Origin of the sequence: Sphaerospermopsis sp. LEGE 08334 (assembly GCF_015207205.1) — a bacterium.
GTDB lineage: Bacteria > Cyanobacteriota > Cyanobacteriia > Cyanobacteriales > Nostocaceae > Sphaerospermopsis.
Genome location: NZ_JADEXH010000026.1, coordinates 22,895 through 49,601, shown reverse-complemented (window position 1 = coordinate 49,601; position 26,707 = coordinate 22,895). Strand labels below are relative to the sequence as shown.

The window sequence follows — 26,707 nt, the reverse complement described above, 5'->3', positions numbered from 1 at the left end:
CCCTATATATATTGCGCCCACAGATTTCCACTCATAACATAAGTGTACAACCAAACTTGCAGTTTGTCAAGTCGAAAACTAAAAAAATATGCGATCGCTCACATCCTATACATCCTAAAATCCTGGATATCCTGATTCAGACAAAATTTATCTATTTCCTCACGCAAAGACGCAAAGACGCAAAGACGCAAAGCAAAGAAGCAAAGAAAAAATCCTGTAAATCCCAATTCAAAAAATCTGCGTTTTTTATTCTGAAAATCCTGATTCTAATAATGTATATCGCACATAATAACCACCCCAAACAAACAGGATGATTATTAATGTACCAATACCCAGGAAGTTAGGAGTCCAAAACACGACTTCTATATGATTTAACTCACCTGGTTTGAGTTTCCATACCATTTGTTTACCTTTCTTTTCTGGTTGGAGAATATTTTCAGTTTGTTGAATATTCTTAACTCCCCAAGGTGTCTGTAAGCTAAAATCTAAATCAATAATTGAATCTGTAACTTTGAAGCTGTTTCCTTTACTGGTAAGTGCAGCAAGAGAACGCAAATCTAAATCATAGATTAAGTGGTTTCTTGATACAAGTAAGAAGTTATTATCCTGTACAATTAAGTTAGATGCTATATTTGGTAATTCATCTGTTTCAACTTTATCAAGTTTTTGAGTAGTGGGATAGTTGAAAAAAACGCTAAATTTTTCTTGTAGTTCCTTTCCATTGGTAAAGGGTATTTTGACAATAATTTCTTCGGGAGAAATGCGTTTTACTGAACCTGATAGTTTTCTAGCACGACGTTCTAAAGTTTTTGACCATTCGGAAATATAATCACCGCTAAAACTGATGACTGTTTCTGGTAATTTAATATGTTGTACTAATTCGCCGTTGTTGGTATGATTAAAGTTAATTCCTAAATCATATTGTACACATCCAGATAATGTTAAAGATGCCAAAATTAGGAAAACTGAAAATAGTTTTTTGGAGGTTTTTAAGTTGATGATGTTTTTAAAAACTAATTTTGCTGTTTTTATTAATATTAAATGAAATCCGGTTTTCGGGAAATTATCTATATTCATAATATTCAGAAGATGCAAAATATTCATAAACTTGTTTTTTCTAAATTTACCTTTTTACTGTCACCTGTCACCTGTCACCTATTCACTCACCTGTCACCTATTCACTGTCCCCAGTCCCCTACTCATACACTTAACCAAACTAAATAGGAAATTGTTAAAGCGACTGCAATTAAAGCTACCCAAATAAAACGATTATCTTTTGTATTGACTTGACTGAGATCAATGTATTCTGGTTCTGGGGTTTTTTGTTTTGTGGTTTTTTTGGGTTTTGCGATGATGACTGTTTTAGCTTCGTTTTCCCCAATATTACCAAAATCGGGAATTTCTGTCATCCATTCTTTTGGGCGTTTGAGTTTGGGTGCTTTTAAAATATATACTAATCTTTTGGCTTGTGATCTGGTTTCATAATGGGGATGACGGGTGAGTTGTTGACAAAGTGCGATCGCCTCTTCTGAACGTCCCGCAGCTTCATAAGCATTCACCAACCAAATGTCTACTTCACCTCCAAAGCGTGTATTCTTTGCTAATAAGGAACTAGCTTTTTCTAAGTTTTCTACAGACTCCCGATATTGTCCATTTTCAAAAGCTACTTTTCCAGCAATGTAACGATTTTTCGCAATTTCTAAACTTTCTGTAGTCATTTTTCATTTGTCATCTGTCATTTGTTATTTGTCATTAGTTATTGGTCATTAGTTATCAGTAATTAGTTATTAGTTAATTCTCCCAATCACCAATCACCAATCACCAATCACCAATCACCAATCACCAATCACCAATCACCAATCACCAATCACCAATCACCAATCACCAATCACCAATCACCAATCACCAATCACCAATCACCAATCACCAATCACCAATCACCAATCACCAATCACCAATCACCAATCACCAATCACCAATCACCAATCACCAATCACCAATCACCAATCACCAATCACCAATCACCAATCACCAATCACCAATCACCAATCACCAATTTATCATTTAACTTGAGAACCTAAAATCATTGTACCAATTCCCACATCTGTAAAAATTTCTAACAATAATGCGTGAGGAATGCGACCATCAATGATATGTGCAGCTTTGACTCCTTGAGCGAGCGATCGCACACAACAAGTTACTTTAGGAATCATCCCTCCACTAACTATACCATCGTTAATCAATTGACGCGCTTCAGGAATATCTACTTTAGGAATCAAGGTAGATTGGTCCTTGTAATCTGTTAAAATACCCCGTGTATCTGTGAGTAAAATTAACTTTTCTGCTCCTAAAGCAGCTGCTATTTCTCCCGCTACGGTATCAGCATTAATATTATAAGCTTGTCCGTTATCATCAGCAGCAACGCTAGAAACTACTGGAATATAACCATTACTGGCGAGAGTTTCTAAAATCTTGATGTTAACATTACTGACTTCCCCCACAAAACCAATACCTTCATCACCTTGAGGACGAGCAGTAATTAAATTACCATCTTTACCGCACAGTCCCACGGCCATACCCCCAGCTTGGTTAATCAAAGCGACAATTTCTTTATTGACTCGGCCGACTAGCACCATTTCTACCACATCCATTGTTGGTGCATCGGTGACACGCAACCCATTTTTAAACTGAGCTTCAATTCCTAGTTTACCCAACCAACTGTTAATTTCTGGTCCACCACCATGTACTAAAATTGGTCGCAAGCCTACACAGGATAAAAATACAATGTCACGGATAACTTTATCTTTGAGGGTGCTATCTTTCATGGCCGCACCTCCGTATTTCACAACCACGGTACGACCTGAGAATTTTTGAATGTAAGGTAGTGCTTCGCTGAGAATTTCGACGCGATTAGCTTCCGCTTGCCTGATATACTCGGTATCGTTAATCATTTTCAGGATCTTCCAATTTTAGATTTGAGATTTTAAATTTTGGATTGTACAAACTAAGAATACAAGATTGTTACATAAGCAAAAACTTGATTTCTAGATCCCAGACTTCTTAAAGAAGTCGGGGATCTATCCCTTGATCACAAGTCTCACAAAATTTCCTCAGATCAATTTTGATGTTGAACATCTTGAGTTTTGAGAACACTAGGTATTGCTGCTAGTATGCTTGCCACAATTTGTTCTGGGGTTTGCTCCTGGGTGATGGTAATATGTAAGTCAGCTTGGGAGTAAAGCGGTTGACGTTGTTCAAGGAGCGATCGCAATTTACTTTCAGGATTAGAATCTTGTAAAAGTGGTCTTGTAGTGTCTTCTAACAACCTGTGAAAAATTGTTTCCACGCTGCAATCTAACCAAACTATCAACCCATGATGTAGATAACTCCAGTTTTCTTGTCGCAGGACAATACCCCCACCAGTAGCTATAGTTAATTTAGTATAAGCACAAACCTGAGCTAACACATCACTTTCCAACTGCCGAAACGCCGCTTCACCTTCATCAGTAAATATATCATTAATGGACTTACCAGCAGCTTTAACTATGACATCATCAGTATCTATAAAACCATAACCCAATTCCTGAGCCAGTAACCGCCCAACTGTGGTTTTACCAACACCCATCATCCCAATTAAATACAGGTTGACTCCTCTTAATAAATTACTCATAACTTACTCACCAGTCTCTTGACTCCAATTAATAACTTTTACATTTTATAGGAAAGAGGCGGAAACCCCTACACACTAAACCCTACTTCCTCTACCCCTTTCATTTTCTTGGATATATAGGACTCCTATTTGATGATTGAACAAAACCCAGTACATACCGAAACTCTTCTTACCTGTTCCCTCTCCCAAATATAAAATGTATTTTGCACTACTACTTAAATATGGTTGTTGAAATAGCTTTTAAAACACAATAAAAGCTTAACTTTTTGCGTTCATAATTTTGTTTTCCACTGTTACGTGGTCGTTAAAAGCATAAGTTTTAATTGACAGTTTATGTCATTTAATTATGCTACTTTTTGAAATACAGAATCTGGGTTAAAGCAGACCGAATCACAAATTTCTGTATCATAAACTTACTAGCGAGGGCGTTTATTGTCATCTTCAAAATCTTCCTCTTCATCTTCAAAAAAACCCCAATCATCATCACTTTGATCAGTAGTTGGGGGTTGATAAGGAGGGATAATTACTCGGTAATCAGCATCATAAATTGATTCGGTTTTTCCTACACCAGTATTTTTCGGTGATTGAGAACTGTAGGAGTAAACTGAATCAGGTCGAGATACATTTTTAGGTGCTTGCTGATTTGGGTAGGTTTTCGGGCTTGGTGTCTGTGCTGGTTCTGCAAAATCCCAATCATCACCTTGATTGGGATCTGTTTCCCAATCATCAAATGCGTTACTGGTAGTGTAATCTGTTTCATCAACTGACCTGCGTGGACTGGTAGGTGGTGGTATAGTTTCTTCCCTGGCACTGGTTTTAACACGGGGTGCTGTTGTCGTTGATTTGGATGCCGATGCCTGTGGAGTAAAATAATTAGTAAATTTAAACAAAGTGGTAATTAAAAAAGATGTTACACCACCAGCAGCAATGCTAAATAAAATCCATAAAGCCAGTGGTAATGGTTGAGTCCGCATCCCCAAAAATACTAAGGGGAGGGCAGGAGAAAAATTTTGAACTAACAATAGTGTTAGTCCCCCCAGCACCACTACCAATAAAATTACACGAGTTCCAGCCATTTTTGTTATTAGTTATTAGTTATTAGTTATTAGTTATTCGTCATTAGTTATTAGTTATTAGTCATTTTTATCCAATCACCAGTCCCCAGTCCTCACAAGGGTAGGTATTTTACATTGTCGTGAGGGCAAGACTTGGAGGACAAGGAAGGACAGTGGACAAGGGCGGAAATCCGTACAAATAATGTACAATTGGTAACAAAAAGCGACGCTCAACAGACCATTTTTTGTATAAAATCTTCCTTGTCTACGTTCCCTCCTTATCTTCCTTGTCGTGCCTTAACAGATAATATTAAAAACCTACCCCTGTGAGAGTCCCCAGTCCCCTTAAAGATGACCTTCCCAGCGTTGAATGGGAATACAATCAATATCTAGTTGATCTAAAGCACGGGCTACGACAAAATCAACTAAATCTTCAACTGTTTGGGGGTTGTGATACCAGGCGGGAATGGCGGGAACAACTCTAACTCCTGTTTCTGCTAAAGTTGTTAAGTTCCGCAGGTGAATCAGGCTAAAAGGCGTTTCTCTGGGAACAATCACCAGTTTACGCCCTTCTTTAATCTGTACATCTGCTGCCCGTTCTAGTAAGTCTGAACTTAAACCCACTGCTAGTTTAGCTACTGTACTCATGCTACAGGGAATGATGATCATCCCCAAAGTTTTGAACGAACCACTAGCAATACCAGCACCAACATCACTCCAAGGATGACAGCGTAGTTGACCAGATAGGGTTACTCCGGCTTGATTTCGCCAAAATTGCTCTTGTGCTTCGGGATCTGCTGGCATTCGGATATTTTGCTCTGCTTGCCAAACCATGTAAGTTGATTTAGATGCAACCAGTTCAATTTTATATTCAGCTTCTAAAAGAAATTTAAGAGCGCGAATGGCGTAAATCAGGCCGGATGCACCTGATACGCCTAAAATCAGTGGTTTACTGTTATTGGACACGAAAATACCCAGAAAATTTACCAAAGAAGAATTCAGGAGTCAGGAGTCAGGAGTCAGAATGAATTCTGTGTAACTGGTGGATGAATCGGGGTTTAAAGCCCCCGGATTTATCCGTGAAGAAAAGAAAAAATTGTCGCGCGGTTGTTACCCCTGACTATGCCTACGGCACATCTACGACGAACAGGCATGGGGTATTCTGACTTCTCTTCATTCATCTTCACTGTAGGGATCTAAATCAAAAGATTTGATGTGATTTGGTAAGTAAATATCTGTGCCATCTTCATTAGCCACACTTATTCCTGATCCTTTGACCATACCATCAGCGCCAACTGTGACTAAATCAATTTGTTGACGGTAGTAGTCTACACTTTTGACTTGTACGGAGACGCGATCGCCTAATCTATAGGAAGCGCGATTTTTTCGCCCAAATAGTGCTTGTTGTCTAGCTCGATATTCATACCAATCATCTTTTAGTGAACTGACGTGTACTAATCCTTCTACCCGCAAAGGTGTACTCAGTTGAGAGCCTATTTCTGACTCTGTAGCTGGAACTTCGATTTCTACAAAGAAACCGTAGGATTGAACGCCTGTAATCACACCGGGAAAAACTTGACCGATGCGCTGTTTCATCAGTTGGGCTTTTTGTAGTCCAGCTAAATCGGCTTCAGCTTCTTGAACTTCTTTTTCTCGGTCATTAATCTGGACAAGGACTCTATTTAAATCGCTTTGTAGTTCTTGTTGTAGTTCTGGTGGGAGAACGTTCCAGTTAATTTCCAAATGAGAAGAAGAGTGACGCAGGTTAACACGCTCTTTAACACGGGTGTTGCGGCGATCGCGCCCATATTCCAATAAGGCATGATATACCCTTTGCATAAGTAAATCTGGGTAACGCCGCAAGGGTGAGCTTATGTGAAGATACTGTGGCAGTGCTAAACCAAAGTGAGATCCTTTGGTGGTGCTGTACATAGCAGGTTTAAGAGTATCTTGCAGCAGGTAGGTGAGAACTTGCTCAGATGGTGATTCAGCGAAAATACCGGTTAATTGCTGATAATCTAGGGGTTGAATTTCTAACTCTGGATCAAGAGTTAATTCCACACCTAAATTAATTGCCAGTTTCAGCATTTCTTGGACATCTTCTGAATCCGGTGTACCTTGAACTCGCCAAATAGCGGGAACTCCCAAGGCGCTGAGGTGATCTGCCATTAGTTCATTTACCATCAGTACAAACTCTGTTAAGAGCGATCGCACTGGTGAGTCATGAGGTACTACCGCCCCCATATTACCTTCATCATGATAAGGATTTTGGCTAGGTGGTAGATTCAACTGCAAGCTACCGCGAGATAAGCGAGCTTGTTTGACTGTTGTCGCCAAAATTGCCAAATCACGTAATATCTCTGTACTTTCAACAGATGCTTTTGTTGATTCACCATTGAGTATTGCTTCAGCTTGGTCTTTGCTTACAGCCGTATCAACATTAATCACACTCGGTTGAATTTCCCACTCAATCACTTCTCCCAACTGAGGATCAATGGTGATCACAAAAGAGAGAGTGAGGCGATCGCTGTCCGGTATCAATGAACAACGTTCCCCTACCGCATCAGGTAACATCGGCAAAATTAAATCTCCGAGATACACTGACCTGCCCCGCTTGAGTGCTTCTCTATCTAATATCTCGTCAGCCTGAATAAAGTGAGATAAATCAGTAATATGAACAATTAACCGCCAGGGTTGACTGGGGTTTTTCTCCAAGCTAAAAGCATTTTCTACTACTCTATCGTCACCGTTTACCCCTTCTATCGTCAGAGTAAACAAATCCCGTAAATCTACGCGATCTTTTAAATCTGCTTTCAGCAGCTTTTTAGATAATTTCGCGGCTGCATCCAAGACATTTTCTGTAAAAGTCCGAGATAAATCGTGTTTACACGTTACCAAGTCTATATCAGCAGCGGCTTCAGCATCGCTACCCAGAATTTGTACCACCCGCCCCAAGGGTGGATATTGAGCTAAGGGATAACGCAAGACTTCCACATGAGCTAAGTGGTCGATAGCTGCTTCTAAGTTAATGCCATTGGTGAGCAGTTTCAATTCAAACAGCAAACGATCATCCAAAGGTACAGCACGGAAACCCCCTTCTACTTGCTTAATCCGTGCTAGTAAAGTGTGATTAGAACGCTCCAGAATCAACTTTACCTCACCTTCAGGAGAACGGCGACGACTACCTTCTTTTAGAACTCTCACCAAAACGCGATCGCCATTCCAGGCATTACTGAGATGGCTTTCCCGGATATAAATATCCTCCGAGCCTTCCACATCCTGAATTGCAAAACAAAACCCCTTACTAGAACAGCGGAGTTTCGCTTCAATCAGCCCCTCTTCTGATACACGACGATACTTACCCCGTTCTTTGACTAACAATCCAATTTTTTCCAGCACCTCCAAAGCAATGTGAAGTTTTTCCAAACTATCTTCATCTTCACAACCCAGTTTTTTTTCCAAAACCTTCCGAGCTACCAATTTATCATCAGTAAAATTGGCAAGAAGTGTAGCGATTGAAAATTCCATGCAGTGAACCGACCTTTGGTCAAAACATCATTTTTCGTGTAATCTGGTTCTTCCGCTTTACTAAACTTACTCAAATCTACTTAAAGACTTGCAGTTAGCTTCCTGCTTTACTTAAGAGTGACGGCACTTACTTAATCCACAGGCTTTTGGTTTGGACAAAGCTTGCCCTACCTTAGAATTTTAGGATTTTCCGGCTTGGTTATCGCCTAAAAGGTATTTTAGATGAACTAATTTACCTTTTTCAAAACCTTGTTTACTTAAATTTGAGCAAATTTAAGTATATTTAGGTAAAATTTTGAGTTCAGTTGTTAGCTCTGTATCTCCTCACAGCCAACAGACACTTGTTGCCAACGAATTACCCTAGAGTGGTCTCTCGTAGATAAGACAAGGCAGCACAAGTTCCTTTCAGAGCGAGGCTCTGCTCGGAATTCTCACTGCACGACCAGAATTCACTTGGGTTCAACCTTCTTCACCTAACCAATCTTACACAGCACTCCTGATACTCGATTTCCACCTGATAATTACGCAATGAAATTTTGAGAGATTTGGTTTAGAGAACTCTTCAATTTCCACTAGCTGATACAAAAGGCAAGTAACAGATGTTTGATTGTCTAGATTTCAACAGGTACTACCATGAGAATCTGAGTTTTAACTAGGAGACACAGCCGATTAACCTAATTTTCCCCTCTGTAGAATCGGTAACAATCAGGTAAGCAGCTGAACAAGCAATGAGGGCGAACCTTATCTTTATTATTGTAGATTTAGAGCGCACTTCCAGAAAATACTTCTAGATATCTAGTTGGGTGATTAGTATAGCATTGAAAGGAAGACACCTGATTCAGTCAGCAGTAGCTAAAATTTGCTGCAAATTATGCACCAATTAGTTGCTGCTACAATCGTGACTGATGATCATAGCGCAAAAAGTCGTAGGGGCGAAGCATTGGGAAAACAACCTTGGACAAAACTTGATAATTTATCGCCCGAATGCTTCGCCCTTACAGGAGTCAAGATTCAAGAGTCAGGCGTATGGCTTCGCCACGCTTGGCTATCAGGAATTACCAAGTAGTTAAATATCTATATAAAATCAAACAAATCTACAAAGTACAAATAAAGTAAAACAGATTGAGATGGGTGGAAATATGATGTTGGCTCAGTTCCAGAGATTATATCCTCACGGAAGTATTATTTCTGAATTAGTAGAGATTTTTCAAGGTAAATATATCGTCCGAGTCAGTCTACAAATTGAAGGTGTCACCCGTGCCACTGCTATGGCGGGAGCAGACACTGTGGAAACTGCTGAAGACCAAGCTAGAAATCGGGCGCTGATGGTTTTGGGAATCACAAATACAACCAGGGAAAATGCTGCTGTTTCTGTTTCCCCAGAACCTGTTTCCCCTGTAACCGTGAATCCTTCCCCAAAAACTACCACAGTTTTCAATGAGTCTATCCCTAGCACTGGTGATGTTGTTAGTAGTCCATCGTCACTGGCCAACAACAATAAAAACCATACCTACAACCAAACTTTAGATCAAAGTTTTTCTGAAACTACTCCCACAGAAGAAAAAGTTGATACCTCAGGGCCTAACCTGAATCTAGTATCTAATCCCGAACTTGAACTTCAATCTTTACCAGAAATTCCTCCTAGTAATGTCACCCCATTTACTCCACGTAGTTATTCTTCTGTTGAAGATACTGGTTTGCGCTCAGGGATAGGCAAAACCAGGAGAAAAAGCGAACCAGTTAATTTATCTGATGTCATTGCTCAAACTGATGTCCAAATAGAACGCTTGGGCTGGACAAAAGAACAGGGAAGAGAACATCTCAAGAAAACTTACGGTAAACTGGGGCGTTCTTTACTGAGTGAGGAAGAATTACTCGATTTTCTCAACTACCTCAAAGCTCAACCTGATCCCATAGCTGGATTTTAAGATAAGGGAACAGGGAACAGGGAACAGGGAACAGGGAACAGGGAACAGGGAACAGAAGGCAAAAGGCAAGAGGCAAGAGGCAACAGTTAATATTCTCTCCTTGCCTCCCCTGCTTCCCTTGCTTACTGTCACCTGTCACCTGTCACCTGTCACCTGTTCACTGTCACCTGTCACCTACACTACAACCATTGGACGGCTACCTGCGGAGTGACGATCAATCACTTGGTCGATTAAACCGTATTCTTTGGCTTCTTCTGGAGACATGAAAAAGTCGCGTTCTGTATCTTCGGCAATACGCTCAAAAGGCTGACCAGTGTGTTCGGCTAAATACTCATTCAGCTTGCGCTTGTGGTATAAAATTTCCCGTGCCTGAATTTCAATATCGGTAGCTTGTCCTTGAGCGCCGCCTAAAGGTTGGTGAATCATAATCCGTGAATGAGGTAGACTCATCCGTTTACCTTTTGTACCCGCACTCAATAGGAAAGCGCCCATACTGGCTGCTAGTCCAGTACAAATGGTACAGACATCGGGGCGGATATTTTTCATGGTGTCAAAAATGCCCATCCCCGCCGTCACTGAACCACCAGGAGAGTTGATATACATATAAATGTCTTTCTCCGGGTCTTCAGAATCTAAAAACAACAATTGGGCAACTATCAGGTTAGCTAGACTGCTATCCACCTGTTGTCCCAAAAAAATGATCCGCTCACGTAACAGTCGTGAGTAGATATCAAAGGCGCGTTCGCCTCGACCCGATTGTTCAATAACGATAGGAATCATTGAGCGTATTTGTATCTATTTGTTATTTATTCTATCTATGAGAGAGGCTGATTGTGTTGATTGTCAAATTTGGATATCTCGACAATAACAGATAAATTTTTGATCTCCTAATCATCTGCTCTGAGCAAACAGATTTTTCAATAGCAATACTCTAGAATCAAATATCTCATCGCCAAAATTTTTTTTAACAGGCACTTTTAGCGGCTGATAGCAGTCTCAAAAATTGTGGCGATGTCAAAAGCGGGAGAATTCAAAAGTTAATCATCATTAACAGATGATTAATTTACATTCTGACACTAGCTGTCTGCGTGCCTATTTATTGACCTATAACTTTAGCTTGCCTTGTGTTGGCGAATCTATATTATTTGGTCGAAATTCTTTTTCAGGTCTTAGTAAATTTTTTCACAATTTTTAACCTGAACCTGGTTAATTTTCCGGACATATTTTTCAAATCCGGTAAATCGGGACTATGTGGTGTATTTAGATTAACCAATCTAAATTTAAATGCTATTTTTCAAGAGAGGAGTGCTATGCTCGAAAGACTTATGCAAGCTGCTTTAATCACTTTTTTGCTACACCTAATCGCAGCACTAAACCCCAGTACCCAAATTCCTCGCAAGTCTGTATCACCTGTATCGGAAATTCCAGCCCCTGTTCTCGGTTCAACTATTCGTTTTTCCAAATAAAAGGTGATTGGTGACTGGTGATTGGTGATTGGTGATTGGTGACTTGGTAAAAATAAATAATGACTAATAACTAATAACTAATGACTAATGACTAATAACTAATAACTAATGACTAATAACTAATGACTAATGACTAATAACTAATAACTTTAAAAACGCTAGACTGGTCAGAAAATGGTGGAAAACTTTTATTATGACGAATCGCCTAGCTGACACAAAAAGCCTTTATCTCCGCAAACACGCTGAAAACCCGATTGACTGGTGGCCTTGGTGTGATGAAGCATTGGAAACTGCAAGGGCGCAAAATAAACCGATTTTTCTTTCTATTGGTTACTCTAGTTGTCACTGGTGTACGGTGATGGAAGGTGAGGCGTTTTCTGATTTGGCGATCGCCCAATATATGAATGACAATTTTCTCCCCATCAAGGTAGACCGAGAAGAAAGACCTGACCTTGATAGCATCTATATGCAAAGTCTACAAATGATGACTGGTCAAGGGGGTTGGCCTCTTAATGCTTTTCTCTCTCCTGATGATTTAGTCCCTTTTTATGCGGGTACTTATTTTCCTGTTGATCCCCGCTATGGTCGTCCGGGTTTTTTGCAGGTTTTACAAGCTTTACGCAATTACTACGATACTGAAAAAGAGGAGTTACGTCAAAGAAAAGCTGTAATTCTCGAAGCTTTGCTGACATCTGCGGTGTTACAAAATGATGGCATTCAGGAAGTAGCTGATCAAGAATTATTACAAAAAGGTTGGGAAGTTTGCACGGGGATCATTACTCCTAAGCAGGTTGGTAATAGTTTTCCGATGATCCCATACAGTGAGTTGGTTTTGCGGGGTTCTCGGTTTAATTATCAATCTCGGTATGATGGATTACAAGTTTCTGCTCAACGGGGTTTAGATTTAGCTTTGGGCGGTATTTATGATCATGTTGCTGGTGGTTTTCATCGCTACACTGTTGACCCAACTTGGACTGTCCCCCATTTTGAAAAGATGCTTTATGATAATGGTCAGATTGTAGAATATCTGGCTAATTTGTGGAGTGCGGGAGTTGAAGAACCAGCTTTCAAGCGGGCGGTGGCTGGAACTGTAAAATGGTTACAACGGGAAATGACATCACTTAGTGGTTATTTTTATGCTGCTCAAGATGCGGATAGCTTCACTAACCCCGCAGATGCAGAACCGGAGGAGGGTGCTTTTTATGTCTGGAGTTATCAGGAATTACAACAACTTTTAACACCTGAAGAATTAACAGAATTACAACAACAGTTTACTGTTACTACTGATGGGAATTTTGAAGGGAAAAATGTTTTACAAAGATTGCATCCTGGTGAACTAAGTGAAACTTTAGAAACTGCTTTGAGTAAGTTGTTTACTTTGCGTTATGGTGCAACTCCTGATGCACTAGCGACTTTTCCCCCAGCACGGGATAATCAGGAAGCGAAAATCACTAACTGGCCTGGTCGCATTCCGGCGGTGACTGATACTAAGATGATTGTAGCTTGGAATAGTTTGATGATCTCCGGTTTAGCTAGAGCTTCTGAAGTTTTCCAAGAACCTAGTTATTTGGAGTTAGCAACTCAAGCGGCTAAGTTTATTTTAGATCATCAATTTGTGGATGAACGTTTTCACCGACTTAATTATGAAGGTGAGGCGACGGTTTTAGCTCAATCGGAAGATTATGCTTTTTTTATTAAAGCATTGTTGGATTTACACCAAGCTGATTTAGAAAATAATGATTGGTTGGAAAAAGCGATCGCTCTCCAAGATGAGTTTAATGATTTTCTTTGGAGTGTTGAATTAGGAGGGTATTTTAACACATCTAGCGATAATAGTCAAGATTTAATTATCAGGGAGCGGAGTTTTGCGGATAATGCTACACCTGCTGCTAATGGGGTGGCGATCGCCAATTTAGTCAGGTTATCTTTACTTACTGATAACTTACATTATCTTGATTTGGCTGAATCAGGATTACACGCCTTTAAAGGTGTAATGAATGAATCTCCTCAAGGTTGTCCTAGTTTATTTACTGCTTTAGATTGGTATCGTAATTGTACATTGATTCGTAGTACCACTGAGCCGATTAAGTCATTAATGCCTAAATATCTACCAACTACGGTTTTTGAAGCGGTATCAGATTTACCAGAGGGAAGCGTGGGTTTAGTTTGTCAAGGGTTGAAATGTCTTCCCGCACCAGGGAGTTTAGAGGAGTTGTTGTCACAGGTGCAGAGGAGTCAGAATAGAGGTTAGGTGACAGGTGACAGGTGACAGGTGACAGTAAGAAGGGAATAGGGAATAGGGATAAATATTTACCTCCTGAACTCCTGACTCCTGACTCCTGCTATATTTACCTTTTTCCTATTTTCCAATCTTCACCACCGGGTAACTGAGTTAAAGTTTCTGCGACAATAGCAGGTAATTCTTTAGGTGAATAGGAATAAGTTAAATTGAGGAATTTTAAAGCAGTTGTAATTAACTGTTTTCTATCTATAATTTCGCCTAGTTGAAATTGGTTATAAATACCATTCATTACTTCTAGACTAGCATCAGCGATCGCATCTTCAATCACTTCTTCCTCAATCAAATTTTCCCATTCATCTTGATTGATGTAATAGGATTTCTTATTATCTTTAATATTGATCTTTTTAATTTCTCGGATAGCATTACGAATAGATGCAGACCAAGAATTTGTTAAACGCTGTTCGATTTGATTTTTAATTAAATGAATTAACAAAATCCTTACATACGACTGGATATTGCCCAAAATAGCTTGTTTACTCATTCCTTCTAACTCGTCCACAATTGCCAGAGCATCTGCATAACGTCCTTGTAAAATACTATTTCTGAGGTCTATTAATTCTTGGGTCATAGTTGTTAACCTCTCATCTAGCTATGTTTTATATTTTAACATAAAGGTGATACAGCATTAGTCAGCAGTCAGAAGTTTCAAGAAATCAGGACATATATAAATTCATTCCCATACAGAGTATGGGAACGAGAATATTAGACAATTGTAAATATTAATGCAACTGTGATAACAAATTTTTCATTTGAGGAGTAGATAGAAATTTCTGAGCATCAGTAATCATACTTTGACCCCAAAAATGCTTTTTCATCCAGTGAAAATCAGCAAATTTGATATCTAACTTTAATGCTGTTTCTGCTAACTGATAAGCCTGTTGTTGTTCTCCTTTAGTATATAAAGCTACAGCTAAAGCTAAAATAGGTTCAGCAGATTGATTGTTAATTTTAATCGCTTTTTGCCATTGTTGAATCGCTGTTTCTTTGTCTCCTTGTTCATATTTAATGAACCCAATATTATTGATAGCTGCTAAGTGGTTAATATCTGTAGTAACTGTGAGATTATTAAGCATAATGATGATATTGTTGTTTGGTTGATGATAAATAATACATTGCCTGATGTAATAATCCGCAAAATATTGCAATTTTTTGATACTTAATAAGATAAACATTGGGGTTTTACGGTTCTGCAACAACTTTTACACGATTTAAAAAACAAATTTTTTGTCATATTGTGTGATAATGTATATTTAATTAAAAACAAAAAAATTGAAACTTTTTTAAATTGCATGACTACATTAAGCGTCATAGTTCTTGCAGGTGGTAAAAGTTCCAGGATGGGAAAGGATAAAGCTTTGATTCCTATTCAGGGAATACCCTTATTACAAAAAGTTGGCAATGTCGCTAAAAGTTGTACGGATACTATATATATAGTTACACCTTGTCCAGAAAAATATCAACACTTACAGTTACCAGGATGTGAATTTATACAAGAAAACCCCCATAACACACAAGGACCTTTAGTGGGTTTTGTACAAGGTTTAGAGAAAGTAAACACAGAATGGGTATTATTATTAGCTTGCGATTTACCAAATTTGCAAGTTGAAGTGTTGCAAGAGTGGGTGAAAAGATTAGATAATATAAAAGGAGAAAATATTGCTTGTTTGGTAAAAAATACCCAAGGTTGGGAACCACTTTGTGGTTTTTATCGCAGTTCTTGTTTACCCCTAATTTTAGATTTTATCAATCAAGGGGGGCGATCTTTTCAACAGTTTCTCAAATTACATCCTGTAGAAATTTTACCTTTTTCAAAATCGGATATGTTGTTTAACTGCAATACTCCTGAAGATTTAGATGAGGTTACAGGTAATAGGTGACAGAGGTAAAAACCTTGTTTGTTGCTAGAAGTTGCTATAATTGGAAAAAATAAAATTGCCGATTCCCAAAAAATCAGAAATGAGAAATAAAAACAACATTATGCGTCATAAATCATTTTTAGTATCAATTTTTTTAAGTTTGTTTTTGTTGTCTTGTGCTACAGAAACAAGCCAAATACAAGCAGTAAAACCAGAAATTACCCCAGATATTACTATTGCACAAACATCACCTAACACATCTGTGAAAAGAGTGGTTGCGCTTTCTTCGCTGTCTGCTGATATTATTGCTGAACTAGATAAAACAAAATTGGTGGGTGTTGTTGGTAGTAAGTTATTACAAGATGATCCTCGATTTAAAGATATTCCTCAAGTTAGTCAAGGACAAAATGCACCAAATCTAGAAAAGATTGTAGCATTAAAACCAGATTTAGTAATTGGTGTAGCAGGTTTTTCTGATGTACCATTACAAAAACTGCAACAACTAGGAATAAAAACTTTATCCACAAAAGTCTATAGTTGGGAATCTTTGGAAGACTTAACTAAAAATCTTGCTGAAAAAATAGGTGCAGATCCCCAACTTTTATTAAATAGATATGAAACTTTTTTACCTGAAAAGAAAAATCAAAAAAACCAGAATCTTTCGACGTTGGTTTTAGTAAGTCGTCAACCAATTTTATCACCAAATAAAAACAGTTGGGCGGGTGATATAGTTTCTCGGTTTGGAGCGAAAAATGTCGCCGCAGAATTACAAGGTAATGGACCCATTGGTGGTTATGTCACCCTTTCAGCAGAAAAGGTTTTAGAAGCAAATCCTGATGTTTTAATAGTAGTTAATGCTGAAACGACTTTGTTAGATTCTTTGAAAAAAGAGCCGTTTTGGCAGAAATTAAAAGCTACTCAAAATAATCAAGTTTATGTTTTTGATTATTACGGAATGGTTAATCCTGGTAGTATAGCTGCAATTGAAAAATCTGCTCAGGAATTAAAGAAAATCTTTTGAGTTGTATTTAAGAAGTCAGGATTCAGAATAAGCTGTTGTGTATTTAACTTGTATAAGGTTAACAGGCAGGATGCCTGTTCCACAAGAGCTAAGAATATTGAGATTATACAGTTTAGCTGCGTAACATCTTATTTGTTTATGAAATAGATACCCGACTTCTTAAAGAAGTCGCGGATCTAGGTTTATATAAAATGCTATTTTTCAGCGACAGGAATATTTTTTTGTTTTTGATTATTTCCACCCATGATACTGCGAAAATACAAGCCACCAATACTAATTAAAAATACTAGATATCCTACAGCTTGGACTATATAAAGTTTATCTCTATAACCGAATAAAGATTTGAGAATAATTCCAGGAAACTTGCTATCAGGTAAAATGTGAGCAGTATTCCAAACCATTGGACCTAAAATACAAGAGTGAATTTTAGTAAAGTGTTCATAATAAAAACAAAGATTTTCTGAGGCGCGGTTGCTGAGTGCTAAACTAGCGATCGCATCATCAAAATGTTTTAAAGCCGAAATTACTAAACCAGCGACAATTAAAACTAATAAAACGCCCATAACTTGAAAAAATTGGCGAATATTAATTTTCACACCCCATTTAAACAATAAAACCCCAATTCCTGCTGCGGTTGCTAAACCAGCAAGTGCGCCTAAAGTCGGTAATAAACCTTGTTGAAAATTGGCAGCTACAAAGAGAACTGTTTCAAAACCTTCCCGCACTACAGCTACTAAAATTAAACTAAAAACTCCCCATCCAGCATTGTTATTTTGTGTTAATGCTTCGTTAACTGCACCTTCAACTTGAGATTTCATAAATCTGGCTTGTTTTGTCATCCAGATCAGCATCCAACTCAGCATGATTATTGCTAAAATGCTGAATACACCTTCTAAACTTGGTTCAACTACTGAGGTGTATTGAGGGTTTATTGATCCTAAAAATTTAATTATACCTGTGAATAAAACACCGATTAAAGCACTAACAATAATACCAACTCCAACACCTGCATATACCCAAGAGTTGAGATGAGATTGTTTGGCTTTTTTCAATAAAGCGAGGACAATACCCACAACAAGGGCAGCTTCTACACCTTCTCGGAGAGTAATAACAAAAGTAGGTAGTGCAATACTAAAATTCATTGTTAATTAGTTATTAGTTATTAGTTATTAGTTATTGGTCATGATAAAAGAAAGGGAACAGGGAACAGGGAACAGGGAAGAAAAATTTTAGATTTCAGATTTTAGATTAGAGTTGACAAAAACAATCCAAAATCCAAAATCCAAAATAAAAAACTCCTGACTCCTGACTCCTGACTCCTCGAAATATTAGCTGAAATCGCGTAACATTTTCTTGAGTTCTAAATTATGTAACTCTTCTTGTCCGATCATGCCACGGGCAAATTCTTCCAGATAAATACTAGCATCTTCAACTGTGTCTAGTAGAGTTTTATACATATCCAATGCTTTCTTTTCATGGGATAAACTTTCTTCCAAAATGTCTTTGACTGAATGTTTGAAAGTTTCTTCCATTTGGGCAATTCTCAAGGTAGGATGTCCATCTAAACCGGTGAGAATTTCTCCTACTTGTTGGGCATGAAGTAATGATTCACTGGCTTGGGCTTTGAAAAAAGCGACAATAGGTAAGCGGTTTGGTCCTGTTACCATTAGGGAATAATGGGTGTAGCGAACAACGCCAGCTAGTTCAAATTCCATGATGGCGTTGAGGATGTCAATGGTTTTTTGGTGGTCGAGTTCTCGCATCAGTTGTTAAGATGAGCAAAATTAAATTTGGAGAGGATTTTTGTGAGTAGCTATACACTTTTTATCTTAGTTCAATGTAGATAATTTTTTAGTGTTTCACTGTTCACTGTTTCCTCTATTTTCACTTATTTTAAGCTGTTTTTTGTGGATGTCCAATGGTGTGCAAATACTAACTTTGTGCTTTGTTGTTAGTTTGAGATAGCACTTTTTGGGTGTTTTCCTCTATCGTTTTTACCATTTTGGTAACATCTTCAGGGGTTTTGACTGTTTGTGCGGGTGGAATAACAGCAGGCCAAACTTTTAATAGTTCTGTTAAAGCTGTATCTATGGCTTTGTGTGCTTCTGGGTTTGATTGAACCAGCAAAAGTATAGTTTAATCATTTCTTAACCAAGTGTTAGGTAAGTTCCATGACTTACAAATTTCTGTCACCTGTCACCTGCGATAACTTCAAACTGTCCCATACATCCATTTTCAGCGATCGCATCTTGATGAGGATGAAACATATACTTACCCGGATAACGAAACGCAAATTCTAAAATGTGTCTTTCTGCTACACCCATTGTTAAAACATCCGTCTTTTCACTGGGAGTCATCGTCATCCCTGAACGATAAACATCAAAAAAGTTAGCGTGTAAATGGAAGGTGACAGCAGGATCAAACTCAATAATATTCAAAACATAAGCTCTAATTAATTGATTTTGATAAATTTGAATAGGATTATGCATATAATGATGAGGCAAACCATTAAATGCGTAATACTCATTTTTGTTATCATCATTTATGTCATATCCAGACATAATTAAAACTATCTCGTCCGCAGCATGACGGAGTTGAGGCGGATCAATAATAAACATTCCATATAAACCCTTAGCAATGTGACGGGTTACAGGTGCAATATGACAGTGATATAAATGCACTCCATAGGGTTCTGCATCAAATTCATAGATAGTTGCTTTACCATTACTTACAGGTTTTACACCATCCATTTCTGCGGGATGCACTCCATGAAAATGCAGAGAATGGGAATGTCCAGCCTTATTGAGAAATAATACTCTTATCCGTTCACCCGCTTTTGCTCTTAACGTCGGTCCAGGAATACGCCCATTTAAATCCCAAATATTGTAAGATACCGCATTATTTAGCTGAATTGTGGAATTACCTGCTATTAACTCAAATTCTCGAATATTTCGTCCATTTTCCTGCTTCAGAGTTCCATAATCAAAATTTCTCAGCACCTGCATGGGTTGAGTAGCACTGTTAGCAGCATTATTGGATGCTTCCATTTCCATTGGTGGAACTTTAACACTGGCATTATTTTTTGCATTTATAGTCTGTAAAATTGCAGTTGCACCAATCACACCACCGCCAAATAGACTCATTTTCAGCAATTGACGGCGATTGAAGAGTATATTTTTACTCCAACTAAAGTTGTCAGACATGAGGTGATGAGGAGGGAACAGGGAGGGAATAGAAACAGGAAGTTGCAAATAATTTGCAATTACTATTAGGTATAGTATAGGAATCAGGAATTATTGTCAATAATTATGTAAACTATCGAGAAATACAAGGGAGAGATGACAGTAAACAGGAATGTACCTGTTTTGAGATGTCTGAACTTTGAAAATTCCCCTATATGAAGTTTGTAATTTATTATTATACCTCTCCGAAAAAGATGTAGAGACAATTCCTGAATTCTCCCTACCAAGGGTTTCAGGTTAAGCATATTTAATTTTCGTAGATATCTATTGTGAAGAAAAATATCGTCTAAGGATTTATATGCAACAACTTGTTCTTCTACAGTATTCCTGAGCTTCCTTTGAGCAATTATTTGATGATCAAGATGATCAATATGTTTATGATAACATAATTACCGTGAAAAATGGCAATATTTCACCAGCCAAAATTCACACAATTTGTCAACCTTATTATCAAGCTTCTCTGATTGATCTTTTGGTTCATAAGTTAGTTTATAGATAGTTAACCACAAACACTGCAAATTCCTGACTGATTAAATCAATCAGGAATTAATATTTACAAAAATAAACAATAAATATACAAATATTCATAATTTAATAAATAAATACAAATTTGGATGTATTTTTTATTATAAAAATTCTCTAAATACCTGCCAAAAAATCCTCCAATGGGGCATTGTAAATATAGGGGAAATTTAGTTTCCTATAAATTTAGAATTGTCATGCTATCTTTTGCAGTTGTAATTCTATTGCTGAAATTAGTGTAAAGAAAAGCGAAAAACAAGGATTTTCATGCATATACCAGATGGATTTATTTCTGTTCCAGTAGCAGCAGCTACGAGTTTAGCCAGTGGAGCAGCTTTATTTGTGTCCTTTGGGCGATCGCAAACAGCTTTTGGTGTTCGTCGCGCTCCCGTATTAGGATTAACCACAGCCTTTATTTTTGCAGCCCAAATGATTAATTTTCCCGTAGCGGGAGGTACTAGCGGACACCTGTGCGGCGGTGCTTTAGCGGCGATTATGTTAGGTAGTCCTTGGGCAGCAATGTTATGTATAGCAACAGTTTTAATAATTCAAGCAGTGCTATTTGCTGATGGTGGTATTACTGCCTTGGGTGCAAATATTTTAAACTTGGGAGTAATAAGTGTTTGGGTAGCTTGGTTCTTAACCCAGACTTTACAACGACTACTGGGTGGTTCTAAAGGGCGTTTACCCCTAGCCGCAGGTATAGCAGCAGGTGTTAGTGTAGTTGCAGCAGCCATAGCTTGTGCTATTCAGTTAGCCCTTTCTGGGACAGCACCAGCGAACATAGTTTTACCTGCAATGACAGGTGTACATATTTTGATTGGCGTGGGAGAGGGTTTAATTACTGGGGGTGTGATAGCCTATTTAGCCGCAGCACGTCCAGACTTGTTACCAGGTGAAGAAGAGAAATTTGGAGGCTGGTTGATACCCGTGGTGAGTATTTTCCTCGTTGCAGGTGTTTTATCTCTCTTTGCTTCCGGTTGGCCAGATGGGTTAGAAAGAGTAGCAGAAAACTTGGATTTTATCAATTTAGCCGAAGAAGTCAGAGTTGTAGTACCAACACCCTTAGCTGATTATGAAATCGAAGGTTTAGGACCAATTGGTACAAGTATTACTGGTTGGGTAGGTGCGACAGCTTGCTTTGCTGTGGCTTTTGGCATTGCTAAAGTGATGAAACCTAAAAATGCTTAACATTTCCTTGGCATTACGCTTGCAATTATCCCTGATCATTGTGATTGGGGCCGCTTTTTTAAAGCCTCATAGCTGGTCAAATTTGCTGGTGTATGGTGCGATCGCACTTTTGTGGGTATTTATATTCCGGGTTGACCTACGCAGATTAGGGGGTTTACTAGGTGCTGAATTGATTTTTCTGTCATTGGTAGCGTTACCTTTGGGGTGGGAAAAAGCGAGTTTTTTACTGGTGCGATCGCTAATTTGTTTAATAGTCATGAATAGCTTTTTACTCACCTTACCCCCCCACAGTTTTGGTATCGCTCTCAAAGGTTTACCCCTACCCGCACCATTAAAGGAAAATTTGCTCCTAGCTGGGCAATATCTAGAAATTTTACTCTCAGAATTAGCTAGAATGCAGCGTAGCGCCCAATTACGAGGTTTAAATGGTGCTGGGGGATGGTTACGTTATGCCAGTGCAGCTATGATCGGCTCTTTGTATCTGCGTACTTTAGACAGAGCAGAACGAGTTTATGGCGCAATGATCACTCGTGGTTACAATGGTCAACTACCTATAGACTCTACCCTTAACCCAAAAGAACGTTTTACACTAATCTTAGTCGTCATTATTGCTGCTTGTATCACCGTCAGTTCCTATTTTTAATACACCAGGAAACAGGGGAGGAAAATTTTAGATTTTAGATTTTAGATTTTAGATTGGAGTTGAAAAAAACAATCCAAAATCCAAAATCCAAAATCCAAAATTGCATCACCAATTACCAATTACCAATCACCTATATTTGAGTTGTGAATCTTGACATCCTTAACTTCTCATCCCCAAACTTTTATCTTTCATCCTCATACCTCTGTCGTTGAGGTGAAAAATCTGGTGTATGCCTACTTACACCAGCAACCCGTATTAAAAGATATTTCCTTTACCTTAAATGCAGGCGATCGCGTCGCTTTGATGGGTGCAACCGGTTCAGGAAAAAGCACTCTCCTAGAAAATCTCATCGGTTTAAAACACCCTCAAAGTGGCACAATTTCTATTAACGGCATTTCCGTAGAACCAAATACTTTACCCCAAATACGTCGGCAAATTGGCTTTACTTTTCAAGATGCCAATGATCAATTATTTATGCCGACAATTTTGGAAGATGTCACCTTTGGACCACGCAACTATGGTATTTCACCAGCAGTAGCAACGGACAAAGCACGACAACTATTAGCTGATTTTGGTTTAGAAGAATATGCTCACCGTTCCGCACACGAACTTTCTGGAGGACAAAGACGTTTAGCCGCCCTAGCATCAATATTAGCTCTAGACCCAGCAATTCTGATTTTAGATGAACCAACCAACGGACTTGATCCTGCATGGCGACGACATTTAGCCCAAGTATTATTAAAGTTGCCTGTGCAGGTAATGTTAATTGCTTCCCATGACTTACAGTGGTTAGGGAAAGTGACCCAACGTGCTTTAGTCCTTTCAGGTGGTCAAATTCATATAGACAGCCAGATCCATCCGCTATTACAAGATGGCAAAACCTTAGATCAGTTAGGTTTACCAGTAGACTGGTGATGAGGTTGACACTCTCCGGGCTAAAGCCACGGAGATTCTACATTCTACGTCAGAATTTGCTTGAGATATTTGTCTATGCTTTTTGGAACTATGAAATTAACATAAGTTTACTTTTTACTAAGAATTGTCGTATATTTTTAATATTTGACACAAAAGGAGTTAATAATGCTTACGTCGGAGGCACAAAAGCCGCTGACAATCCCGCCCAAAGAACTTTTAGCACCTCCTGGGGATTTTAATCCCACAATGCTGCTATTTTTTGCAGTAGTGACAATGTTGGTATTTTCCAACTTTGGTTACTGGGTATGGGAATGGCCGCATTGGCTATGTTTTAGCATTAACACTCTGGCTTTACACTGTTCTGGGACGATTATTCATGATGCTTGTCATCAGTCCGCCCATCGTAACCGGGTGATTAATGCGATGTTAGGGCATGGTAGCGCCCTGATTTTGGCTTTTGCTTTTCCAGTATTTACACGAGTACATCTTCAGCATCATGGTAACGTCAATCACCCCAAAGACGACCCAGATCATTATGTTTCTACAGGTGGTCCATTGTGGTTGATAGCAGTGCGGTTTTTGTACCATGAAGTATTTTTCTTTCAACGGCGATTGTGGCGCAAATATGAGCTACTAGAATGGTTTATTAGCCGTTTGATTGTAGTTTCTATTGTTTATATTTCCGTCCAATATCACTTTTTGGGCTATATTCTCAATTTTTGGTTTATTCCAGCGTTTATAGTGGGAATAGGACTAGGGTTATTTTTTGATTATTTACCCCATCGTCCCTTTGTTGAGCGCGATCGCTGGAAAAATGCCCGCGTATATCCTGGTAAAATTCTCAACATCCTGATTTTAGGACAGAATTACCACCTCATTCATCATTTGTGGCCTTCAATTCCTTGGTATAATTACCAACCCACTTACTATTTGATGAAACCGCTGTTAGATGAAAAAGGTAGTCCTCAGACTTCAGGGTTATTGCAGAAAAAGGACTTCTTTGAGTTTGTCTATGATATTTTCATAGGTATTCGCTTTCATCACCACAAAGAATAGGTAAATTTTTAAGGTGGGTTAACGACTGTTTAACCCACTAATATAAATAAATTCAATGTTGATTTTTCTCAATAACATCCTGATTCAGACAATTTATTTAATTAGGGTTTGCTGAATAAACTGAAAACCACGATGAATAAAGAGTTTGAGGGTGATAACAAAGAAAATAGGTGGAAGGTTTTGGAAACTATGAGTAGGAAAACCTTGCACTTTGTTGGTTTTTACCTCGTTTCCAAATACAAAAAACTCCTTGATATCCTTGAACTCCTGACTCCTTGAAATCCTTAATCTTCAAGGAAAGACTTTTTCAGCAAACCCTAATTATTAAAATGAATCTGACGATAAAAACAGAATCTTCAACCTAGCATTTGCTAACTCTCAAATTCCTCATCGTCAGATTTATAAATCAGTCAAATTGCCACAACAAAAAGTTGCAAAAAAGCGGTAAAAATTAAAAATTAAAACAGATAATTGTTGGGTTTTAATTTTCAATTTTCAATTTTTAATTGTTTACGGTGTTCCCACTGCACCAGAATAAACCAAACCCCGCTGCATATCCAAAGTCAAAATTGACCCATCTTTTATTACCTGCGTCGCTTCCTTCACACCAACAATAACAGGTACACCAAGACGTAAACCAATCACCGCTGCATGACTATTGAGACTTTCATCTTCAGTAATAATACCACTAGCCTTGCGAATCGCATCAACAAAATCAACGCCTGTACTCGATGCCACCAAAATATCACCATGATTAAAATGAGTCGCATCTATACCAGTACGTACAACCCTAGCGCGGCCACTGACAGAACCTTGTCCTAAACCAATACCTTGACCTAGTACCGCTGTCACCACTTCCACTTTAATCAAATCTGTAGACCCAGAAACACCTTGCAGTGTACCAGCAGTCATCACCACCAAATCACCCTCACTCAACAGGTTTTTTTCCTGGGCTACATTAATAGCAGCTTGGAAGGTTTGACCAGTGGAAGGTAAATCTAACACCAACAACGGTTTTACACCCCAAACCATCTGCAACTGTCGCGCCACATTGACATGGGGTGTGATGGCTAAAATTGGCGTTTTCGGACGGTATTTAGAAACATTCCGCGCAGTTGCTCCCGTTTGTGTCAAAGTCATAATTGCTGCTGCACCTAAATTCTCAGCAATTTGACCAACTGCTTGACTGATAGCATTAGGAATAGAACGTTTATCATCTCGCGTCAAACGGGAAGGATGTTCTGCTTCTTCCTGTTCAATGCGTTCAGCAATTCTCGCCATAGTTGCTACCGCTTCCACTGGGTAACTACCTACAGCAGTTTCATTGGAAAGCATCACCGCATCCGTACCATCTAAAATCGCGTTAGCCACATCGGATACTTCTGCACGGGTAGGACGGGGGTTGCTGACCATGCTATCTAACATTTGGGTAGCGGTGATGATGGGAATACCCAAACGGTTAGCAGTAGCAATTAACCGCTTTTGCAATACAGGTACATCTTCTGCGGGCAATTCTACCCCTAAATCGCCTCTAGCTACCATCACCCCATCACACAAAGACAGAACCGCTTCCATTTGTTCTATCGCTTCGTGTTTTTCAATTTTGGCAACTACAGGAACGTTTTTCCCGGTACTGGTAATTAACTCTTTAATTTCGATAATATCCTGGGGGTTACGAACAAAAGACAGTGCTACCCAGTCCACACCCTGATCTAGACCAAACATCAGATCCTCGCGGTCTTTGTCGGTCATGGCTTTGATGGATAAGTAAACTCCCGGAAAATTAACGCCTTTGTTGTTGGAAAGTTTACCTGCAACTGTAACCCGACAATGTAAATCGCCTTTATCGCGGTTAATTTCCTCAACAACCATTTCTACCCGGCCGTCATCGAGGAGAATTTTGGAACCGACGGGGACTTCTTCTGCTAAATAATCGTAGGTAACGCAGCTAATTTCTTGAGTTCCTACCACTGGGCGGTTTGTTAAAGTGAAGCGATCGCCCTTAGACAACATGATAAAACCATTTTCAAATTGTCCCAAGCGAATTTTTGGACCCTGCAAATCTTGTAAAATTGCTACAGGTCTATTCAGTTCAAAAGCGGTTTGTCTAATTAACCGGATACTGCGCTGATGGTCAGCATGAGTGCCGTGGGAAAAATTTAATCGCAGCGTCGTTGCACCCGCTTCAATAATTGCTTTCAGCATTTCTGGACTACTGGTAGCAGGTCCAACAGTAGCAACAATTTTGGTTCGGCGCAGAGAATCTCTTAATTGCGTCATGGGCGGATTTCAGGATTTTTTGGATCTATCTG

Annotated in this window: 24 protein-coding genes and 1 pseudogene; 10 read left to right on the top strand and 15 right to left on the bottom strand. The window is 38.8% G+C overall.

The genetic code is table 11. The annotated features are described in order from the left end of the window. Positions 1-246 precede the first annotated feature (246 nt). The 7 genes from IQ237_RS15510 to IQ237_RS15480 form a co-directional block, all read right to left on the bottom strand. The gene (locus tag IQ237_RS15510) at positions 247-1,104 is read right to left on the bottom strand and encodes a DUF3153 domain-containing protein (RefSeq protein WP_228020337.1); all 858 of its coding nucleotides are present in this window, start codon (positions 1,102-1,104) and stop codon (positions 247-249) included. A 95-nt stretch (positions 1,105-1,199) separates the two neighbouring features. After that, on the bottom strand, positions 1,200-1,718 hold the full coding sequence (locus tag IQ237_RS15505; protein ID WP_194056673.1) for a tetratricopeptide repeat protein: 519 nt from the start codon (positions 1,716-1,718) through the stop codon (positions 1,200-1,202). A gap of 342 nt (positions 1,719-2,060) precedes the next feature. Next, a complete protein-coding gene (argB, locus tag IQ237_RS15500; RefSeq protein WP_194056671.1) occupies positions 2,061-2,951 on the bottom strand; it encodes an acetylglutamate kinase in 891 nt (296 codons plus the stop codon). A 164-nt stretch (positions 2,952-3,115) separates the two neighbouring features. Then, entirely contained in the window at positions 3,116-3,670 is a 555-nt protein-coding gene (locus IQ237_RS15495) for a shikimate kinase (protein ID WP_194056669.1), read from the bottom strand. A gap of 416 nt (positions 3,671-4,086) precedes the next feature. Further along, positions 4,087-4,746 carry a LapA family protein gene (locus IQ237_RS15490; RefSeq protein ID WP_194056667.1) on the bottom strand — a complete coding sequence of 220 codons (660 nt, stop codon included), beginning with the start codon at positions 4,744-4,746 and terminating at the stop codon, positions 4,087-4,089. Between the two features lie 324 nt (positions 4,747-5,070). Further along, positions 5,071-5,691 carry a flavin prenyltransferase UbiX gene (locus IQ237_RS15485; RefSeq protein ID WP_194056665.1) on the bottom strand — a complete coding sequence of 207 codons (621 nt, stop codon included), beginning with the start codon at positions 5,689-5,691 and terminating at the stop codon, positions 5,071-5,073. A 207-nt stretch (positions 5,692-5,898) separates the two neighbouring features. Further along, positions 5,899-8,253 carry a ribonuclease R family protein gene (locus IQ237_RS15480; RefSeq protein ID WP_194056664.1) on the bottom strand — a complete coding sequence of 785 codons (2,355 nt, stop codon included), beginning with the start codon at positions 8,251-8,253 and terminating at the stop codon, positions 5,899-5,901. An 871-nt stretch (positions 8,254-9,124) separates the two neighbouring features. Between IQ237_RS15480 and IQ237_RS15475 the strand changes: the two genes are divergently transcribed. Beyond that, on the top strand, positions 9,125-9,319 hold the full coding sequence (locus tag IQ237_RS15475; protein WP_194056662.1) for a hypothetical protein: 195 nt from the start codon (positions 9,125-9,127) through the stop codon (positions 9,317-9,319). A 76-nt stretch (positions 9,320-9,395) separates the two neighbouring features. Further along, complete coding sequence (locus IQ237_RS15470; protein ID WP_194056734.1) at positions 9,396-10,181, top strand: hypothetical protein; 786 nt, start codon at positions 9,396-9,398, stop codon at positions 10,179-10,181. A gap of 174 nt (positions 10,182-10,355) precedes the next feature. On the opposite strand, the gene clpP is transcribed toward IQ237_RS15470, so the two are convergent. Further along, complete coding sequence (clpP, locus tag IQ237_RS15465; protein ID WP_096565355.1) at positions 10,356-10,961, bottom strand: ATP-dependent Clp endopeptidase proteolytic subunit ClpP; 606 nt, start codon at positions 10,959-10,961, stop codon at positions 10,356-10,358. 530 nt (positions 10,962-11,491) lie between these two features. Here clpP and IQ237_RS15460 point away from each other — a divergent pair. Then, positions 11,492-11,647: a hypothetical protein gene (locus IQ237_RS15460; RefSeq protein ID WP_187039651.1), complete on the top strand. Its 156-nt coding sequence runs from the start codon at positions 11,492-11,494 to the stop codon at positions 11,645-11,647. A 193-nt stretch (positions 11,648-11,840) separates the two neighbouring features. After that, positions 11,841-13,898 (top strand): thioredoxin domain-containing protein, encoded by a 2,058-nt coding sequence (locus IQ237_RS15455; protein ID WP_194056660.1) that lies wholly within the window; start codon positions 11,841-11,843, stop codon positions 13,896-13,898. 97 nt (positions 13,899-13,995) lie between these two features. Here the strand turns inward: IQ237_RS15455 and IQ237_RS15450 are convergent, their stop codons facing one another. Next, entirely contained in the window at positions 13,996-14,517 is a 522-nt protein-coding gene (locus IQ237_RS15450) for a DUF29 family protein (RefSeq protein ID WP_194056658.1), read from the bottom strand. 151 nt (positions 14,518-14,668) lie between these two features. Further along, positions 14,669-15,022 carry a tetratricopeptide repeat protein gene (locus IQ237_RS15445; RefSeq protein ID WP_194056656.1) on the bottom strand — a complete coding sequence of 118 codons (354 nt, stop codon included), beginning with the start codon at positions 15,020-15,022 and terminating at the stop codon, positions 14,669-14,671. Between the two features lie 216 nt (positions 15,023-15,238). On the opposite strand from IQ237_RS15445, the gene IQ237_RS15440 reads away from it, so the two are divergent. Beyond that, positions 15,239-15,826 carry a molybdenum cofactor guanylyltransferase gene (locus IQ237_RS15440; RefSeq protein ID WP_194056654.1) on the top strand — a complete coding sequence of 196 codons (588 nt, stop codon included), beginning with the start codon at positions 15,239-15,241 and terminating at the stop codon, positions 15,824-15,826. Between the two features lie 100 nt (positions 15,827-15,926). Next, on the top strand, positions 15,927-16,826 hold the full coding sequence (locus IQ237_RS15435) for an ABC transporter substrate-binding protein (protein ID WP_194056732.1): 900 nt from the start codon (positions 15,927-15,929) through the stop codon (positions 16,824-16,826). Between the two features lie 194 nt (positions 16,827-17,020). Here the strand turns inward: IQ237_RS15435 and IQ237_RS15430 are convergent, their stop codons facing one another. From IQ237_RS15430 to IQ237_RS15415, 4 genes and pseudogenes are all read right to left on the bottom strand, one after another. After that, positions 17,021-17,968: an FTR1 family protein gene (locus IQ237_RS15430; protein ID WP_194056652.1), complete on the bottom strand. Its 948-nt coding sequence runs from the start codon at positions 17,966-17,968 to the stop codon at positions 17,021-17,023. Positions 17,969-18,154: 186 nt separating this feature from the next. Continuing rightward, on the bottom strand, positions 18,155-18,589 hold the full coding sequence (locus tag IQ237_RS15425) for a bacterioferritin (protein WP_194056650.1): 435 nt from the start codon (positions 18,587-18,589) through the stop codon (positions 18,155-18,157). Between the two features lie 169 nt (positions 18,590-18,758). After that, positions 18,759-18,950 (bottom strand): annotated as a pseudogene (locus tag IQ237_RS15420) (helix-hairpin-helix domain-containing protein); the annotation flags it as partial. 65 nt (positions 18,951-19,015) lie between these two features. Continuing rightward, on the bottom strand, positions 19,016-20,029 hold the full coding sequence (locus tag IQ237_RS15415) for a multicopper oxidase domain-containing protein (protein WP_194056649.1): 1,014 nt from the start codon (positions 20,027-20,029) through the stop codon (positions 19,016-19,018). Between the two features lie 828 nt (positions 20,030-20,857). Here IQ237_RS15415 and IQ237_RS15410 point away from each other — a divergent pair. The 4 genes from IQ237_RS15410 to crtR all read left to right on the top strand — a co-directional run bounded on the left by IQ237_RS15410 (position 20,858) and on the right by crtR (position 24,395). Next, positions 20,858-21,781, top strand: a complete 924-nt coding sequence (locus tag IQ237_RS15410; protein ID WP_194056647.1) for an energy-coupling factor ABC transporter permease — start codon at positions 20,858-20,860, stop codon at positions 21,779-21,781. After that, on the top strand, positions 21,774-22,424 hold the full coding sequence (locus IQ237_RS15405) for an energy-coupling factor transporter transmembrane protein EcfT (RefSeq protein ID WP_194056645.1): 651 nt from the start codon (positions 21,774-21,776) through the stop codon (positions 22,422-22,424). Before IQ237_RS15410 ends, IQ237_RS15405 begins: the two co-directional genes overlap by 8 nt. Before the next feature lie 150 nt (positions 22,425-22,574). Continuing rightward, positions 22,575-23,339 (top strand): energy-coupling factor ABC transporter ATP-binding protein, encoded by a 765-nt coding sequence (locus IQ237_RS15400; protein WP_194056643.1) that lies wholly within the window; start codon positions 22,575-22,577, stop codon positions 23,337-23,339. 165 nt (positions 23,340-23,504) lie between these two features. Continuing rightward, the gene (gene crtR, locus IQ237_RS15395) at positions 23,505-24,395 is read left to right on the top strand and encodes a beta-carotene hydroxylase (protein WP_194056641.1); all 891 of its coding nucleotides are present in this window, start codon (positions 23,505-23,507) and stop codon (positions 24,393-24,395) included. 510 nt (positions 24,396-24,905) lie between these two features. Here the strand turns inward: crtR and pyk are convergent. Next, positions 24,906-26,675: a pyruvate kinase gene (gene pyk / locus IQ237_RS15390; RefSeq protein ID WP_194056639.1), complete on the bottom strand. Its 1,770-nt coding sequence runs from the start codon at positions 26,673-26,675 to the stop codon at positions 24,906-24,908. Positions 26,676-26,707: the final 32 nt, after the last annotated feature.

What these genes read in the sequence shown, in the direction of transcription:
- clpP (WP_096565355.1), bottom strand. Translation starts at nt 10,961, where the DNA reads ATGATTCCTATCGTTATTGAACAATCGGGTCGAGGCGAACGCGCCTTT.
- argB (WP_194056671.1), bottom strand. Translation starts at nt 2,951, where the DNA reads ATGATTAACGATACCGAGTATATCAGGCAAGCGGAAGCTAATCGCGTC.
- IQ237_RS15460 (WP_187039651.1), top strand. Translation starts at nt 11,492, where the DNA reads ATGCTCGAAAGACTTATGCAAGCTGCTTTAATCACTTTTTTGCTACAC.
- IQ237_RS15450 (WP_194056658.1), bottom strand. Translation starts at nt 14,517, where the DNA reads ATGACCCAAGAATTAATAGACCTCAGAAATAGTATTTTACAAGGACGT.
- IQ237_RS15455 (WP_194056660.1), top strand. Translation starts at nt 11,841, where the DNA reads ATGACGAATCGCCTAGCTGACACAAAAAGCCTTTATCTCCGCAAACAC.
- pyk (WP_194056639.1), bottom strand. Translation starts at nt 26,675, where the DNA reads ATGACGCAATTAAGAGATTCTCTGCGCCGAACCAAAATTGTTGCTACT.
- IQ237_RS15475 (WP_194056662.1), top strand. Translation starts at nt 9,125, where the DNA reads ATGCACCAATTAGTTGCTGCTACAATCGTGACTGATGATCATAGCGCA.
- IQ237_RS15410 (WP_194056647.1), top strand. Translation starts at nt 20,858, where the DNA reads ATGCATATACCAGATGGATTTATTTCTGTTCCAGTAGCAGCAGCTACG.
- IQ237_RS15415 (WP_194056649.1), bottom strand. Translation starts at nt 20,029, where the DNA reads ATGTCTGACAACTTTAGTTGGAGTAAAAATATACTCTTCAATCGCCGT.
- IQ237_RS15440 (WP_194056654.1), top strand. Translation starts at nt 15,239, where the DNA reads ATGACTACATTAAGCGTCATAGTTCTTGCAGGTGGTAAAAGTTCCAGG.
- IQ237_RS15435 (WP_194056732.1), top strand. Translation starts at nt 15,927, where the DNA reads ATGCGTCATAAATCATTTTTAGTATCAATTTTTTTAAGTTTGTTTTTG.
- IQ237_RS15425 (WP_194056650.1), bottom strand. Translation starts at nt 18,589, where the DNA reads ATGCGAGAACTCGACCACCAAAAAACCATTGACATCCTCAACGCCATC.
- IQ237_RS15430 (WP_194056652.1), bottom strand. Translation starts at nt 17,968, where the DNA reads ATGAATTTTAGTATTGCACTACCTACTTTTGTTATTACTCTCCGAGAA.
- IQ237_RS15490 (WP_194056667.1), bottom strand. Translation starts at nt 4,746, where the DNA reads ATGGCTGGAACTCGTGTAATTTTATTGGTAGTGGTGCTGGGGGGACTA.
- IQ237_RS15470 (WP_194056734.1), top strand. Translation starts at nt 9,396, where the DNA reads ATGTTGGCTCAGTTCCAGAGATTATATCCTCACGGAAGTATTATTTCT.
- IQ237_RS15495 (WP_194056669.1), bottom strand. Translation starts at nt 3,670, where the DNA reads ATGAGTAATTTATTAAGAGGAGTCAACCTGTATTTAATTGGGATGATG.
- IQ237_RS15510 (WP_228020337.1), bottom strand. Translation starts at nt 1,104, where the DNA reads ATGAATATTTTGCATCTTCTGAATATTATGAATATAGATAATTTCCCG.
- crtR (WP_194056641.1), top strand. Translation starts at nt 23,505, where the DNA reads ATGCTTACGTCGGAGGCACAAAAGCCGCTGACAATCCCGCCCAAAGAA.
- IQ237_RS15480 (WP_194056664.1), bottom strand. Translation starts at nt 8,253, where the DNA reads ATGGAATTTTCAATCGCTACACTTCTTGCCAATTTTACTGATGATAAA.
- IQ237_RS15505 (WP_194056673.1), bottom strand. Translation starts at nt 1,718, where the DNA reads ATGACTACAGAAAGTTTAGAAATTGCGAAAAATCGTTACATTGCTGGA.
- IQ237_RS15445 (WP_194056656.1), bottom strand. Translation starts at nt 15,022, where the DNA reads ATGCTTAATAATCTCACAGTTACTACAGATATTAACCACTTAGCAGCT.
- IQ237_RS15405 (WP_194056645.1), top strand. Translation starts at nt 21,774, where the DNA reads ATGCTTAACATTTCCTTGGCATTACGCTTGCAATTATCCCTGATCATT.